The organism is Ruegeria sp. BG9 (assembly GCF_056538305.1).
Map to the genome: position 1 here is coordinate 291,643 of NZ_JBQFSY010000002.1, position 14,497 is coordinate 306,139.

General features: G+C 59.0%; 14 protein-coding genes. 8 read left to right on the plus strand and 6 right to left on the minus strand.

Annotation, left to right across the window (positions count from 1 at the left end; all coding sequences use genetic code 11):
- Positions 1 to 14: 14 nt before the first annotated feature.
- The 3 genes from ACR0I8_RS05115 to ACR0I8_RS05125 form a co-directional block, all read right to left on the minus strand.
- Positions 15 to 965 carry a cysteine synthase family protein gene (locus ACR0I8_RS05115; protein ID WP_170689397.1) on the minus strand — a complete coding sequence of 317 codons (951 nt, stop codon included), beginning with the start codon at positions 963 to 965 and terminating at the stop codon, positions 15 to 17.
- Complete coding sequence (locus tag ACR0I8_RS05120) at positions 962 to 2,149, minus strand: glycine C-acetyltransferase (RefSeq protein ID WP_170689396.1); 1,188 nt, start codon at positions 2,147 to 2,149, stop codon at positions 962 to 964. The genes ACR0I8_RS05115 and ACR0I8_RS05120 overlap by 4 nt, the downstream gene beginning before the upstream one ends.
- Positions 2,150 to 2,249: 100 nt before the next feature.
- A complete protein-coding gene (locus ACR0I8_RS05125) occupies positions 2,250 to 2,813 on the minus strand; it encodes a helix-turn-helix domain-containing protein (RefSeq protein WP_170689395.1) in 564 nt (187 codons plus the stop codon).
- Between the two features lie 118 nt (positions 2,814 to 2,931).
- Between ACR0I8_RS05125 and ACR0I8_RS05130 the strand changes: the two genes are divergently transcribed.
- On the plus strand, positions 2,932 to 4,107 hold the full coding sequence (locus tag ACR0I8_RS05130) for an acetyl-CoA C-acyltransferase family protein (RefSeq protein ID WP_170689394.1): 1,176 nt from the start codon (positions 2,932 to 2,934) through the stop codon (positions 4,105 to 4,107).
- A 97-nt stretch (positions 4,108 to 4,204) separates the two neighbouring features.
- Here ACR0I8_RS05130 and ubiB read toward each other — a convergent pair whose 3' ends face one another.
- Both ubiB and ubiE read right to left on the minus strand, forming a co-directional pair.
- The gene (ubiB, locus tag ACR0I8_RS05135; protein ID WP_170689393.1) at positions 4,205 to 5,734 is read right to left on the minus strand and encodes a 2-polyprenylphenol 6-hydroxylase; all 1,530 of its coding nucleotides are present in this window, start codon (positions 5,732 to 5,734) and stop codon (positions 4,205 to 4,207) included.
- Complete coding sequence (ubiE, locus tag ACR0I8_RS05140; protein WP_170689392.1) at positions 5,735 to 6,487, minus strand: bifunctional demethylmenaquinone methyltransferase/2-methoxy-6-polyprenyl-1,4-benzoquinol methylase UbiE; 753 nt, start codon at positions 6,485 to 6,487, stop codon at positions 5,735 to 5,737.
- Positions 6,488 to 6,573: 86 nt separating this feature from the next.
- Between ubiE and mutM the strand changes: the two genes are divergently transcribed.
- The 6 genes from mutM (at position 6,574) to recF (ending at position 13,169) form a co-directional block, all read left to right on the plus strand.
- A complete protein-coding gene (gene mutM, locus ACR0I8_RS05145; protein WP_170643547.1) occupies positions 6,574 to 7,425 on the plus strand; it encodes a bifunctional DNA-formamidopyrimidine glycosylase/DNA-(apurinic or apyrimidinic site) lyase in 852 nt (283 codons plus the stop codon).
- Between the two features lie 66 nt (positions 7,426 to 7,491).
- A complete protein-coding gene (locus ACR0I8_RS05150) occupies positions 7,492 to 8,268 on the plus strand; it encodes an enoyl-CoA hydratase (RefSeq protein WP_170689390.1) in 777 nt (258 codons plus the stop codon).
- A 227-nt stretch (positions 8,269 to 8,495) separates the two neighbouring features.
- On the plus strand, positions 8,496 to 8,759 hold the full coding sequence (rpsT, locus tag ACR0I8_RS05155; RefSeq protein ID WP_142638226.1) for a 30S ribosomal protein S20: 264 nt from the start codon (positions 8,496 to 8,498) through the stop codon (positions 8,757 to 8,759).
- Between the two features lie 530 nt (positions 8,760 to 9,289).
- Positions 9,290 to 10,666 carry a chromosomal replication initiator protein DnaA gene (gene dnaA / locus ACR0I8_RS05160; RefSeq protein ID WP_480524057.1) on the plus strand — a complete coding sequence of 459 codons (1,377 nt, stop codon included), beginning with the start codon at positions 9,290 to 9,292 and terminating at the stop codon, positions 10,664 to 10,666.
- A 224-nt stretch (positions 10,667 to 10,890) separates the two neighbouring features.
- On the plus strand, positions 10,891 to 12,012 hold the full coding sequence (gene dnaN / locus ACR0I8_RS05165; protein WP_170689389.1) for a DNA polymerase III subunit beta: 1,122 nt from the start codon (positions 10,891 to 10,893) through the stop codon (positions 12,010 to 12,012).
- Positions 12,013 to 12,071: 59 nt separating this feature from the next.
- Positions 12,072 to 13,169 carry a DNA replication/repair protein RecF gene (gene recF / locus ACR0I8_RS05170; RefSeq protein WP_170689388.1) on the plus strand — a complete coding sequence of 366 codons (1,098 nt, stop codon included), beginning with the start codon at positions 12,072 to 12,074 and terminating at the stop codon, positions 13,167 to 13,169.
- On the opposite strand, the gene ACR0I8_RS05175 is transcribed toward recF, so the two are convergent.
- Positions 13,166 to 13,732 (minus strand): carboxymuconolactone decarboxylase family protein, encoded by a 567-nt coding sequence (locus ACR0I8_RS05175; RefSeq protein WP_170689387.1) that lies wholly within the window; start codon positions 13,730 to 13,732, stop codon positions 13,166 to 13,168. The genes recF and ACR0I8_RS05175 overlap by 4 nt on opposite strands.
- Before the next feature lie 100 nt (positions 13,733 to 13,832).
- On the opposite strand from ACR0I8_RS05175, the gene ACR0I8_RS05180 reads away from it, so the two are divergent.
- Positions 13,833 to 14,405 carry a TetR/AcrR family transcriptional regulator gene (locus ACR0I8_RS05180; RefSeq protein ID WP_170689386.1) on the plus strand — a complete coding sequence of 191 codons (573 nt, stop codon included), beginning with the start codon at positions 13,833 to 13,835 and terminating at the stop codon, positions 14,403 to 14,405.
- Positions 14,406 to 14,497 lie beyond the last annotated feature (92 nt).

Genomic DNA, 14,497 nt, shown 5'->3' on the forward strand with positions numbered 1-14,497 from the left:
TGGGACGCATTACACTACTCCCATAAATCGGTGGACAGGTATTTCAGGCCACTGTCGCAAATTACGATCGCGACGCAGCCGCCACGCTCCGGGCCGCGCAGCAGCTCGATCGCACCAGCTAGGTTCGCACCGGCCGAGTATCCGGCAAAGATCCCTTCGCTGCGTGCGAGCAGCCGGGAGCAATCTCGGGCCGTGTTGCCAGATACCGAAAGGTGCCCGGCGAGGGGGACGCCGTTCATATGGGTCAGGTCAGCCATGGCGTAGCCGCCGCCCTGTATCGGATGGTCGGGCATGTCGACGACCTCACCAGCCAAGGCCCGTGCGCCTTCGGGTTCGATGGCGTAACACCGCACGCCATGCGGCGCGAAGAATGCCGCTGCTCCGGCCAAGGTGCCGCCTGAACCGGCGAAATCACAGAAGGCCGTGACAGCGCCGCTCGATTGGTCCCAGATTTCCGGCCCGGTGCCGGTTGCATGCGCTTTGGGGTTGCCGGAATGACCAAACTGATCTGCGCGAAACGCGCCGCGTTCTGCTGTAACTTTCTGCGCCGCCTCATCCACCAGCGCCAGATCAGCGCCCGAAACCTCACCGGGTTTGCTGCCCGGGGCCTGAGGCACGATAATCACCTCAGCCCCCAGCGCCCGCATCATGCGCGCACGCTCGACCGAGTTCCCGGCGCTCATCACTGCGACAAAGGGATGGCCCATTATTCCGCAGACAATCGCCAGACCGGTTCCCATATTGCCCGAGGTCAGTTCGACCACAGTTTGCCCAGGCGCAAGCGTTCCGTCAGCGCGGGCCATTTCGATGATGGATTTTGCCGCGCGGTCCTTTTTCGAGAATCCGGGCAACAGATAGTCAAGCTTGGCCAGAATGCGACCGTCCAGCTGAAGCTGCTGGCAGATTCGCGACAGGTCCACCAAAGGGGTATTGCCGATGGCGTCGATGACAGAGGCAAGGGTCATTTGATGACCCCAAGCTCTTTGCCGACTTTCTCAAAAGCGGCAAGCGCCTGGTCAAGCTCCTGCCGCGTCAATGCGGCGTTCATCTGGGTTCTGATCCGGGCCTGCCCGCGCGGGACCACAGGGAAGAAGAAGCCCGATACATAGACACCTTCATCAAACAACCGGGCCGCCATATCCTGCGCCAAAGTTGCGTCTCCCAGCATGACCGGAATGATCGGGTGCTCACCGGGCAGAAGGTCAAAACCCAGCTTCTCCAGCCCCGCCCGCCAGTATTTGGCATTGCCGAACAGCTGCGCGCGCAGCATGTCGTCTTGTTGGACCAGACGGATGGCCTCAATCCCGGCGGCGACGATGGAGGGCGGCAGCGAGTTCGAGAACAGATAGGGCCGCGCCCGCTGCCGCAGCAGGTCGATCACTGGCTGCGGCCCGGCGATATAACCGCCGATTGCCCCCCCAAGTGCTTTTCCCAAGGTTCCCGTCAGGATGTCGACATCGACACCGAAATGATCCGGCGTGCCCGCGCCGTTCGGTCCCATAAACCCGGTAGCGTGGCAATCATCGACCATGACGATGGCGTCATACTTATCGGCCAGCTCACGGATCTTCGGCAGGTTGGCCAGATAGCCATCCATCGAGAACACGCCATCGGTCGCGATCATGATATGCCGCGCCCCATCCTCGCGCGCCTGCTTCAGCCAGGCTTCGAGGTCGTTCATGTCGTTGTTCAGATAGCGATAGCGCTTGGCCTTGCACAACCGAACCCCGTCAATGATCGAGGCGTGGTTCAGACTGTCCGAGATAATGGCGTCTTCGGGGCCGAGAAGGGGTTCGAATAGCCCCCCGTTCGCGTCGAAACAGGCGGCGAACAGGATCGAGTCATCCTTGTTCAGGAACTCGGCCAGCTTCTGTTCCAGCTCGCGGTGAATGTCCTGCGTGCCGCAGATAAATCGGACCGAGGCCATCCCGAACCCTTTGGGCCCCATCGCTGTTGTGGCTGCGTCGATCAGCGCGGGATGATCGGCAAGACCAAGGTAGTTGTTGGCGCACAGATTGATGACCTGTTTGTCACCCACCGTGATTTCGCCGCCCTGAGGCGATGTAATCATGCGTTCGCGTTTATACAGACCTTCGGATTCGATCTGCGCGAGGGTGTCCGTGATATAGGACAGGAATGCATCTGCCATGGCGACCTCCGTTCATCTGAGTCGGATGTCTAACATAACGGATGCAATTCCCAAATAGGAGAATTACACTATACGGGAAAAATTTCCGTGAAGGCGGAATTTAGGCATTTTTTACAATCAGAAAGACCCGCGCCGGGCCTTTCGAGGCTATGGAATGGGTCACATCAGCTGCATATCGGGCGGTGTCGCCCTGTTGCATCTCAGATATCGCAGTGCCCGAGGTGACGCGCACCGCGCCTTCCAGAACTGTCAACTGTTCGCGTGTGCCGCGGGCATGCGGCTGGCTGTTCAGTGTGCCGTCGTGGTCAAAGCGGATGTCGTAGACCTCGTGTCCTCCGGCCTCTTCCGGGGGCGACAGGATACGGATGCGGCAGTTCTGTCCCATATTGTCGATGCTGGGCACCTCGGCCTGGCGCAGAACCTCGATCTGATCCGAGGTCTTGGTCTCTTCCAGCAGCCCTGCGAAATCCACCTGCAAGGCCCGCGTCAGGTTCCACAGGGTCGAGATGGTTGGGCTGCTTTCGCCCCGTTCGATTTGACTGACCATCGAGCGGGACACGCCGCTGAGATTTGCAACAGCTTCCAGCGACAGGCCCTTGGCGCGACGCGCCTCTTTCAGGCGGGCGGGCAGAAGGGTCAGGATATCGTCTGTGTTTTCCGTCATGACGGAATCTGATGCGCTTTTCACGGTGGGTTGTCAATTCTGCTTGTGACGGTACGTCGTATAGGACAACGCGCCAACTGGGCGTAATAGTGCCGCCAAATCCAAGAGGAGAAGAGACATGAAAGATATCGTCATTCTGGATGGGGCCCGTACGGCGGTTGGAACGTTTGGGGGTGCTCTAGCCTCGACCGCACCGATTGATCTGGCGACCGTTGTGACCGAAGCCGCAATGGAGAAGTCGGGCGTCGAAGGCGGCCAGATTGGCAACGTTGTGTTTGGTCATGTGATCAACACCGAACCGCGCGACATGTATCTGTCGCGTGCGGCGGCCAAACAGGCAGGTATCCCGGTCGAAACTCCCGCTATGAACGTGAACCGCCTGTGTGGATCGGGGGCGCAGGCGATTGTGTCCGCGGTACAATCACTGATGCTGGGTGATGCCGAATTTTCTGTGGCTGGTGGGGCTGAGAGCATGTCGCGCAGCCCCTACATCCTGCAGCAGGCGCGCTGGGGTGCCAAGATGGGCGATATCAAGTCGCTCGACATGATGCTGGGCGCGTTGAACTGCCCCTTTGGCACCGGTCATATGGGTGTGACGGCTGAAAATGTCGCCGATGAGCATCAGGTCACGCGCGAGCAGATGGATGAGTTTGCTCTAACCAGCCAGACCCGTGCTGCGGCGGCCATTGAGGCAGGATTTTTCCAGAGCCAGATCGCGCCGGTTCAGGTCAAGGTTAAGCGCGACATGGTTGATTTCATGGTCGACGAGCATCCTAAGGCGACCTCGATTGAGGCGCTGGCGGGTCTACGTCCAGCGTTCAAGAAAGATGGCCGCGTCACGGCGGGTAACGCCTCAGGCATCAATGACGGTGCGGCGGCGATGGTTCTGGCCACGGCGGACGCGGCCGAGAAGGCTGGTCTGAAGCCGAAAGCGCGTATTCTGGGTTACGGCCACGCCGGTGTCCGCCCCGAGGTGATGGGTATTGGTCCGGTTCCGGCGGTCCAGAACCTGCTGGCGCGCACTGGTCTGTCGGTTGAAGATTTCGACGTGATTGAAAGCAACGAGGCGTTTGCCTCGCAGGCGCTGGCCGTGAACAAGGAGCTGGGTCTGGACGCGGCCAAGGTGAACCCGAATGGCGGTGCCATCGCGCTGGGCCACCCCGTTGGTGCAACCGGAGCGATCATCACGTTGAAGGCTTTGTATGAGCTTGAACGCACCGGCGGCTCTAAAGGTCTGGTGACCATGTGTATCGGTGGCGGCCAGGGAATCGCCATTGCCTTTGAACTTCTCTGATTGCAGATGTTGGCGGGGGGCTGTCTGCCCCCATCGCGCCGCTGGGCGCGATTCCCCCCGAGGATATTTTCAGCCAGATGAAGCAGGCGGATTGCGTCTAGCTGAACGCTGTTAGCAACAGGACCAAAGCAGCGCCTACCACGGCTCCGAGCGTGGCGGGAAGGGCTTTGGACCACAGGCGGGAGTTGGTCTGGTCGTCTTTTTGGGTTTGAGCGATCAGGGCGTCTTCCACCAGCGCGGGCAGACGTGGGCCGAACCGTGCCAGAACCAAAGCGGTTTTGCCAAAGTCGCGGAGCGCTGCGCGGGGGCCGATGGATTTCTTGATGTAATCCTCGACGACCGGACGGGCGACCTCCCAAATATTAATATGTGGATCGAGTGAACGCGCGACGCCTTCGACCACAACCATGGTGCGCTGCAGCAGAATCAACTCGGTCCGGGTTTCCATGCCGAAGCGTTCGGTGACTTCGAACAGGTAGTTCAGCAGGCGGCCCATCGAGATATGGGTGGCGTCCATGCCGAAGATGGGTTCTCCGACAGCGCGCAGGGCCCGGGCGAATTCGTCGACGTCTTGATTGGCGGGGACATATCCGGCCTCGAAATGAACCTCGGCCACGCGTTTGTAATCGCGGCGGATGAAGCCGAACAGGATCTCGGCATAGACCCGGCGGGTGTATTCGTCGATATGGCCCATGATGCCGTAGTCATAGGCGATGATATCGCTATTGGCGGCGACCTTGAGGTTGCCCTGGTGCATGTCAGCGTGGAAATAGCCGTCGCGCAGGGCGTGCAGCAGGAACAGGCGTAGGACTCGCTCACCCAGATCGCTGCGGTTATGGCCCGCGGCGTCCAGAGCGTCGTTGTCGCCAAGCGGGATGCCATCCGCCCAGCTGAGCGTCATGACACGGCGCGCGGACAGAGACCACACGACCGGAGGCAACCAGAACCCGGCATCATCCTTGGTATTGGCGGCGTATTCCGAGGCTGCTGAGCTTTCCAGACGCAGATCCAGCTCACCCCGTACCACGCCATCGAAGTGTTCGATTACTTCCATTGGGCGCAGGCGGCGCGCGCCGGGGGCGCAGAGTTGCACCATGCGGGCAGCGAAATAGAACGCGTCGACATCCTTGCGGAAAGCGCGTTCGATGCCCGGACGCAGGACTTTGACAGCGACGTCCTCTCCTGTGCTGGTCAGCTTGGCCTTGTGAACTTGAGCGATCGAGGCCGCAGCGATCGGTTCGCTGAACTCGCTGAACATTTCCGAGATTGGCTGGCCCAGCTCCTTCTCTACCTCAGCCATGGCCTCGGCCTTCGGGAACGGGGGTAGCTTGTCCTGCAATACGCGCAGTTGTTCGGCCAGCTCGTTGCCGACCACGTCTGGGCGGGTCGAAAGGACCTGTCCGAATTTGATGTACGCCGGACCCAGTGCGGTCAGGGCGCGTGTGGCAGGGGGCATCTCAGGGTCGCCCTTGTACCCAAGCCATTGAAACGGTTTGCCGAGCGTATGGGCCAAGATACGGACCGCGCGGGGGGCTTCGAACGCGTCCAGCACGACATTCATCGCGCCCGTGCGCTCTAGCGTGGCGCCTGTTCGGATCAGGCGTATGATGTTGTGAGGGCCACGCATTTAGATCTTCCAGCCGGAATGCAGCGCGGCGATTCCCATACTCAGGTTGCGGTACTTGGCGTTCTCAAAACCGGCGGCGCGAACCATGCCCAGAAACGTCTCTTGATCAGGGAACTTGCGAATCGATTCCACGAGGTACTGATAGCTGTCGTAGTCATTGGCGATTAGTTTGCCCATGCGTGGGATGACGTTGAAGCTATAGAGATCATAGAGCTTTTGCAGACCGTCATTGGGCAACTGGCTGAACTCCAGCACCATCAGGCGGCCGCCGGGTTTCAACACGCGGTAGGCCTCGTTCAGCGCCTCTTGCGGGCGAGTGACGTTCCGAATGCCGAAGGAGATCGTGTAGACGTCGAAGGTGTTGTCCTCGAACGGTAGAGACATCGCATCGCCGACGACCCAGTTCAGGCTATCCGACATTTGGTCGGCCTCAGCCCGTTGGCGGCCCTCGACCAGCATCGGCTCGGTCAGGTCCAGGACGGTGGCGTGGCCATAGCCCGCGCGTTTCAGGAAACGGAACGAGATGTCTCCGGTGCCGCCTGCGACGTCCAGCAGGCGCTGACCGGGGCGCGGGGCAAGCCAGTCCATCATCGCGTCTTTCCAAACCCGATGGATGCCCATCGACATGACATCATTCATCACGTCGTATTTCGAGGCCACCGAGTTGAAAACGCCCTGTACGCGCCCGGCCTTGTCGGCCTCGCGGACGGTTTCGAACCCGAAATGAGTGGTCTTGTCGCTGTTGTCGGACATTTGCCTTGCCGTTTGTCGAATTTCGCCTCTGTTATAGGGCCATCAGAGGCGGGCACAATGCGGCCCTTTGGAATAGGAGCCATCTAATGCCCGAATTGCCTGAGGTCGAGACAGTAAGACGCGGCCTGACCCCTGCGATGGAAGGGGTGGTAATCGAGCGTGCTGATGTAAACCGCCCCGATCTGCGCTGGCCCTTCCCGGAGCGTATGGCCGAGAGATTGACGGGACAGCGGGTGGATCGGCTAAGGCGACGTTCCAAGTACATTCTGGCTGATCTCAGCAGTGGCGAGACGTTGTTGATTCACTTGGGTATGTCGGGGCGTATGACGGTATCAGGTGACCCGTTGGGGCAGTTCGTCCATGACCATCCAATGCCCGAAAAGCATGACCATGTCGTGTTCCACATGGCCAATGGTGCCCGCGTGACGTTCAATGATCCGCGCCGGTTCGGGGCCATGGATTTACTGCCAACCGCAACCGCAGAAGACCACAAACTGATGTCCGTTCTGGGGCCAGAGCCATTGGGCAATGATTTTCACGAACAGCACCTGATTGATGCGTTCAAGGGCAAGAACACGCCGGTCAAATCGGCACTTCTGGATCAGGGAATCGTTGCCGGGTTGGGGAATATTTACGTTTGCGAGGCGCTTTATCGCGGCAAGGTGTCGCCACGTCGCAAAGCCGGACAAATTTCTGCGGCGCGTGTCGCAGCCCTTGTGCCGATCATCCGGCAGGTGTTGCAGGACGCGATCGAAGCAGGGGGATCGTCACTGAAAGATTTCCGTCAAGCCGATGGAGAACTTGGATATTTTCAGCACAGCTTCGATGTCTATGGCCGCGAAGGCGAATCCTGCCGAACCCAGGGTTGCGGTGCCGAAATCAAGAGAATCACCCAGTCCGGTCGCTCATCCTTCTACTGTGCGCAATGCCAAAGATAGCTTGATCCAGCGAAATCGCGTGTTAAGGAATCGTACCTGAACGGAACAACCGGAAGCTTATACCTCATGGCTTTTGAGACGATCATCGTCGAAATCGAAGACCACGTCGCCCTTATCAAACTCGACCGACCAGATGCGATGAACGCGCTGAACACCCAATTGGTGGGTGAGCTGTGCAACGCGCTGGAAGAGGCGGATCAAAACGACAAGGTGCGCTGCATCGTGCTGACCGGCTCGGAAAAGGCGTTTGCCGCAGGTGCGGACATCAAGGAAATGTCCGAGATGAGCTTTGTCGATGTGTTCAGCACCGACCTGTTTGCCTCGGTCAACGAGCGTGTCTCGGCCATTCGCAAACCGATCATCGCGGCGGTTGCGGGTTACGCGCTGGGCGGTGGCTGCGAAGTCGCCATGATGTGCGATTTCATCATTGCGGCCGATACAGCCAAGTTCGGCCAGCCCGAGATCAATCTGGGTGTTATAGCCGGTATCGGCGGCACCCAGCGCCTGACGCGCTTTGTTGGGAAGTCCAAGGCGATGGACATGAACCTAACCGGTCGCTTCATGGACGCAGAAGAAGCCGAGCGCGCGGGTCTTGTCAGCCGCGTGGTTCCTGCGAAAAAGCTGATCGAAGAAGCTGTGGGTGCAGCCCATAAGATTGCTGAGAAATCTCTGCTGACGGCTGCAGCCGCCAAAGAAGCAGTGAATCGCAGCTATGAGCTACCGCTTAGCGAAGGTCTGCTTTTCGAGCGTCGCGTTTTTCATTCGATGTTCGCCACCGAAGATCAGAAAGAGGGCATGGCGGCGTTTCTGGAAAAACGCGCCGCGCAATTCCGCGACAAGTAGGGTCGCGACAAGGAATTTCGAAAGGGCAGGCTGTGGCCTGCCTTTTTTTGTTGGCGTACCGGGGTAAGAATCGGCTTGGCAAACCTGTAAAACTTGGGTAGAGACCGCCGTCATACATGCGCGTGCGGCCCGCCTGGCCCGACTCACACTCGTGATTTCTGATCCGGTGCGGATAATTCCGTGGCGCGCAACCCTAGACAATCGTACCGAACAAAGGTCAGAGACACATGGCAAATTCGCCCCAAGCAAAGAAACGCGCTCGTCAGAACGAAAAGCGTTTCGCCGTAAACAAAGCGCGCCGTTCGCGCATCCGCACCTACCTGCGCAAAGTTGAAGAAGCGATCGCATCGGGCGACAAAGACGCTGCAACCGCAGCTCTGCGCGCAGCTCAGCCTGAACTGATGCGTGGCGTCACCAAAGGCGTTTTCCACAAGAACACCGCATCGCGTAAAATGTCGCGCCTGTCGGCACGCGTTAAAGCGCTGGGTTGATTCCCGCTGGAACACGTCAAGCGTTTTCCTACGTAAAGGCGTCGCGCATTGCGGCGCCTTTCTTGTTTGTTGCCAGAAAGCCGCGACCTCACGAAGTCGAGAGATTCTTTCGCCCTGAACCCCGAGTCAATATCAGAGTTTCGTTGCCGCGACAGGCAACATCTTGCTACCACTGAGTCAGCGATTCACTCGCTTGGGGGGACAGGCTGTTCCAGCCATCTGACTGACGGGCATTAGTCAGACAGCAGGAACCAGCGTTCGAAAACCGGCCTTGGCCGGTGAAACGATCTGCTCTGGGTCTCGGGTTTTCCGATGATCTCAGCCCTGTCAAACAATTGGGTTACGACGCGTGCCCCGGTTTTCCGGGATCCTGCTGCGGGATACGATTTGTGCATGCTGAGTATTCATTTACCCGCCGGATGGGACAGTCCGGCGCAGGGTACCCTTGTGCGTGAACGTCAATGACCGGGAAACCGGCGACGATTGATAAGACCGACAGGTCAAAAAAAATGGGATGCGTGAGGCGCTTGATGACACAAGAGAAATGGGGACAACTGCGTAACAAACTAATGAAGGCCGTTGGCAAGAACAACTTCACCACCTGGATTGAGCCTCTGGAATTTCAGGAGCTGCAGGACGGTGTAGCCGTGTTCTCGGTGCCAACCAACTTCATGGGGAATTACGTCAGCCAGAATTTCGCAGATTTGATTCTGTATGAACTGAATACCGCGGGTGAGACCGTCCAACGTCTTGCGTTCAAGGCGGCAGCCAATTCGACCACCCGACCGGCAGTTGTCACGGATGAACCCAAGTTGACCGCAGCTGCGGCGCCCGTTGCGGAGTCCGCCAATGCGGCGCTCGAGGATCTGCAGGCCGCACCATTGGATGCGCGCTTTACCTTTGACAGCTTTGTTGTCGGCAAACCTAACGAGCTCGCCCATGCTGCCGCCCGCCGCGTAGCCGAAGGTGGCCCGGTCACGTTCAATCCGCTGGTTCTCTATGGTGGTGTTGGGCTGGGTAAAACCCACCTGATGCATGCTATCGCATGGGAGCTGAAGACCAAAAGCCCCGAGCTGAACGTGCTCTATCTGTCGGCGGAACAGTTCATGTACCGCTTTGTTCAGGCTCTGCGCGAACGCCGGATGATGGATTTCAAACATCTGTTCCGCTCGGTCGATGTGCTGATGGTCGATGATGTGCAATTCATCGCGGGCAAGGACTCGACCCAAGAAGAGTTCTTTCACACATTCAACGCTCTGGTGGACCAGAACAAACAGATCATCATCTCGGCCGACCGCGCACCGGGTGAGATCAAGGATTTGGAAGATCGCGTGAAATCACGCCTGCAATGTGGTCTGGTCGTTGATCTGCATCCCACCGACTACGAACTGCGCCTGGGCATTCTGCAGAATAAGGTCCAGCAGCATATCGCCACCTATCCCGATCTGGTCATCGCCGATGGCGTGCTGGAGTTTCTGGCGCATCGCATCTCGACCAATGTACGCGTTCTCGAAGGCGCCCTGACCCGTCTGTTCGCCTTCGCCTCGCTAGTGGGGCGTGAGATCGACATGGAACTGACGCAGGACTGTCTGGCGGATGTGCTGCGCGCCTCAGAACGCAAGATCACCGTCGAAGAAATCCAGCGCAAAGTGTCGGACTACTACAACATTCGCCTGTCCGACATTATCGGCCCCAAGCGCCTGCGGTCCTATGCTCGTCCGCGTCAGGTGGCCATGTATCTTTGCAAGCAACTGACCAGCCGCTCTCTGCCTGAGATCGGCCGCCGTTTCGGAGGGCGCGACCATACAACCGTCATGCACGGGGTGAAGCGCATCGAAGAGCTGAAAACGACCGATGGTCAGATCGCAGAAGACGTGGAAATGCTGCGCCGCTCGCTAGAGGCCTGAGCCGCACCATTGTCGGTAAATGCCCCGGGCCAGTGCGTCCGGGGCATTTTCTTGTGCGCTATTCTCCACGGTTGCGGAGGAATGGACGCGTTTCGCGCGCGTACCTCTTGACCACCGGGGTATTCCCACCCAGAAATCGGTAAAAAATCCTTGTGCCTCAGGGCTGAGACGCTAACGTGCCAGTCCCGCCCATTTTCGGCACGCAAGTCAGAGGAACAGAGGGTATGAAGATCAGCATCGAACGCGGCACCCTTCTCAAGGCCGTTTCCCAGGCCCAATCCGTTGTGGAACGTCGCAACACGATCCCGATCCTCGCCAATGTACTGATTGAGGCCGAAGGCGACCAAGCCCTGTTCCGAGCCACCGATCTGGATATCGAGGTTGTCGACAAAGCGCCTGCGCAGGTCGAAAAACCCGGTGCGACGACTGTGGCCGCTACGACCCTTCATGAAATTGTGCGTAAACTGCCTGATGGCGCTTTGGTCACCCTGACGGCCGACAGCGCCGCTGGCCGTCTGACGGTCGAGGCGGGGCGGTCGAACTTCTCTCTGGCGACCTTGCCGAAAGAGGATTTCCCGGTCATGGCGTCCTCGGAATATCAGTCAAATTTCACCGCGTCGGCGGCGTTGCTGCGTCGTTTGTTCGACAAATCGAAATTTGCCATCTCGACCGAAGAGACGCGGTACTACCTGAATGGTGTCTACATGCATGTCGCGGACGGGTCCGAAGGCGGCAAGGTTCTGCGCTGTGTGGCCACCGATGGCCACCGTCTGGCGCGGATTGATGCAGACTTGCCGGATGGCGCTGCGGACATGCCGGGTGTGATCGTGCCGCGTAAAACCGTGGGTGAGCTGCGCAAACTGTTGGACGATGACGAGATGGATATCGCTGTCTCGGTCAGCGAAACCAAGGTGCGCTTTGCCACGCCGGATATCACGCTGACCTCGAAGGTCATTGATGGCACCTTCCCCGATTACACACGCGTCATTCCGCAGGGCAATACGCGCCAACTGGAAGTGGATGCTGCCGAGTTCGCGCAAGCCGTGGATCGGGTTGCAACGGTTTCGTCAGAGCGTTCGCGCGCTGTGAAGCTGCAACTGGATGCCGATAAGCTGGTGTTGTCGGTCAATGCGCCGGATAGTGGCGCGGCTGAGGAAGAGCTGGCCGTTGCTTATGGCGATGAACGTCTCGAGATCGGGTTCAACGCGAAATACCTGCTGGAGATTGCATCGCAGGTGGATCGTGAGAACGCGGTGTTCCTGTTTAACTCGGCCGGTGACCCAACTTTGATGCGCGAAGGCAATGATCTAAGCGCGGTTTACGTTGTCATGCCGATGCGCGTCTGATCGCGCTGGCGCGCGACGCCTCCGGCGGAGGTATTTTTGAACAGAAGAAGGGAGGGGTCATGGGATTGGCCCTGACCGAGCTTACGGTCTCGCATTTTCGGTCTCATAAGCTGGCACGTTTGTCTTTGGATGGGCGCCCGGTTGCGATCCATGGGCCGAACGGGGCCGGGAAGACCAATATCCTTGAAGCGGTGTCGCTGTTCTCGCCCGGTCGCGGGATGCGGCGGGCCAGCGCGGCGGAGATGACCCGGCGGCCTGAGGCCTTGGGCTGGAAACTGTCCGGTCTGCTGAACGCGCAGGGCGGGCGATATGAGATCGATACGTGGTCCGAAGGTGGCGCTGCGCGTCAAGTTCGGATTGATGGCAAGGCTGCCAGTCAGATTGATCTGGGCAAGCTCGCGCGCGTGGTGTGGTTGATCCCGTCGATGGATCGGCTGTGGATCGAAGGGGCTGAGGGGCGGCGGCGGTTTCTGGACCGCATCGCGCTGAGCTTTGATCCCGCACATGCCGAAGCGTCGCTGACCTATGAGAAAGCTATGCGTGAGCGGAACCGGTTATTGAAAGATCAGGTCCGGGATGCCCATTGGTACACGGCTTTGGAAGGTCAGATGGCCGAGACGGGGCATCGGATCCATGCGGCGCGTCTTGCCGCATTAGACCATTTGCGTGCCGCGCAGGATCAGTCCGAAACGGCGTTTCCTTCAGCCGAGTTGGAGTTGATCCAAACGGAAGGCGCGATGCCCGAGACGGCCGATGATCTGCGCGAGGCGCTGAGCGAAAGCCGTTTCCGCGATCTTGCAGCAGGGCGGACTCTGGTCGGGCCGCATCGCTCGGACCTGTACGGGGTGTTCGCTGCCAAAGGGGTTCCGGCCAAGGATTGTTCCACGGGTGAGCAGAAGGCGCTGCTGGTGTCCCTGATCCTGTCAAACGCACGGGCGCTGGCGGGAATGGTCGGTGCACCACCGATTGTGTTGCTGGATGAGGTAGCCGCGCATCTGGATGCAGGACGACGCGCAGCGCTCTATGATGAGATCTGTGCGCTGGGCGCTCAGGCCTGGATGACGGGCACCGGGCCTGAGCTGTTTGCGGAATTGGGCGACCGGGCCCAAACGCTGGTTGTTACCGAAGGCGATGAGGGCTCGGTCGTGTCGACTTAGGCCGGTTCGTTGACTTTACGTTCCCACAAGAAGCCGCGCATGACCTGATCGACCGGAGTCTTGGCCATGTGGTTGACGTAGTTCGACATGGTTTTCTGCGCCAGACCCAGAACGACATCCAGAACAGCGCGGTGCGAATAGCCTGCGTCAAAGAAAGCCTGCAGCTGTTCTTCTGTCGGGTTGCCGCGGGTTTCCATCACTTGCAGGGTGAAGGTGCGCAGCGCTTCCAGCTTGGCAGTCGGCAGCGGGGTTTCGTTGCGCAGGGCTTCGGTGATCTCGTCCGAAATCTTCATCATCTTGGCGATGCCGGTATGGGCGGGGACACAGTAGTGGCAGTCATTCTCAACGTTGATGGTCTGCCAAACCACGGTTTTCTCATCATTGTCGAAATCGGTTTGCAGGAAGAGGCCGTGCAGAACCTGATAGGCCTCAAGATGCTGCGGGCTTTCCGCCATCACCTTGTGCAGACCGGGCAGGCGGCCAAAGGCGGCTTGCGATTTCTCCAGCAGCGGTTTGGACCCCTCAGGGGCGGATTCGAGGTCGTGAGACGGGAAGTTGGCCATGTCAAAACTCCTGATTTCTGGCGCGATGAGTCGTATTTAGGGTTTCTTGAGCGATCACTCAAGTATATATTTGAGCAAGCACTCAAGAATTGGTGATCTATTGCCACGTAAACCCGCATATGACCGAGACGCTCTGATCGCGCAGGCGCGTGATATCTTCTGGCGTCACGGCTGGGCCGGGACGTCGCTGAAGGACCTTGAGCGCGAGTTGAAGCTGAAGCCGGGTAGTTTCTATGCGGCGTTTGGTTCGAAAGATGCCCTCTATGCGCTGGCGCTGGAGCGCTACGCGCATGACGGGGTTGCCAGTATGCTGGCCTTGGCTGAGGAACTGGGGCCGCTCGGGGCGCTCAAGGCGCAGCCCTATCGCGTGATTGCTGCCTCTGACCTGCCGACCAAAGCTTGTATGCTGGCCAAGACCTATGCCGAGTTGCACGCAAAGGATCACGATCTGGCCGGTCAGGCAGGCGCGCATATGATCGCAATGAAATCCTGTTTCGCAGACCTGTTTCGCCGCGCCCAAAAGGCCGGAGAGTTAAGCCCTGATCACGATCCCGAACGCCTTGCTGCGCGCTATCAGTCGGACCTTCTGGGCCTGCGATTGACGGCCGAACGGGACGACGTCAACGCCGCCGAAATTGCAGCTGATATCGCGGCAGACCTCGATCGGCTTTGATCCGCAGATAAATCGGATCTCAACCACAAAATCTTGGGGGAGCGCGTGACATTCCCCACCAGAAAACGTATAAGTTACCAAAATAATATAGG

Coding starts and splice junctions, on each gene's coding strand:
- rpsT (WP_142638226.1), top strand. CDS start 8,496: ATGGCAAATTCGCCCCAAGCAAAGAAACGCGCTCGTCAGAACGAAAAG.
- recF (WP_170689388.1), top strand. CDS start 12,072: ATGGGATTGGCCCTGACCGAGCTTACGGTCTCGCATTTTCGGTCTCAT.
- ACR0I8_RS05150 (WP_170689390.1), top strand. CDS start 7,492: ATGGCTTTTGAGACGATCATCGTCGAAATCGAAGACCACGTCGCCCTT.
- ACR0I8_RS05130 (WP_170689394.1), top strand. CDS start 2,932: ATGAAAGATATCGTCATTCTGGATGGGGCCCGTACGGCGGTTGGAACG.
- ACR0I8_RS05120 (WP_170689396.1), bottom strand. CDS start 2,149: ATGGCAGATGCATTCCTGTCCTATATCACGGACACCCTCGCGCAGATC.
- ACR0I8_RS05115 (WP_170689397.1), bottom strand. CDS start 965: ATGACCCTTGCCTCTGTCATCGACGCCATCGGCAATACCCCTTTGGTG.
- ACR0I8_RS05175 (WP_170689387.1), bottom strand. CDS start 13,732: ATGGCCAACTTCCCGTCTCACGACCTCGAATCCGCCCCTGAGGGGTCC.
- ubiB (WP_170689393.1), bottom strand. CDS start 5,734: ATGCGTGGCCCTCACAACATCATACGCCTGATCCGAACAGGCGCCACG.
- dnaN (WP_170689389.1), top strand. CDS start 10,891: ATGAAGATCAGCATCGAACGCGGCACCCTTCTCAAGGCCGTTTCCCAG.
- dnaA (WP_480524057.1), top strand. CDS start 9,290: ATGACACAAGAGAAATGGGGACAACTGCGTAACAAACTAATGAAGGCC.
- mutM (WP_170643547.1), top strand. CDS start 6,574: ATGCCCGAATTGCCTGAGGTCGAGACAGTAAGACGCGGCCTGACCCCT.
- ACR0I8_RS05125 (WP_170689395.1), bottom strand. CDS start 2,813: ATGACGGAAAACACAGACGATATCCTGACCCTTCTGCCCGCCCGCCTG.
- ubiE (WP_170689392.1), bottom strand. CDS start 6,487: ATGTCCGACAACAGCGACAAGACCACTCATTTCGGGTTCGAAACCGTC.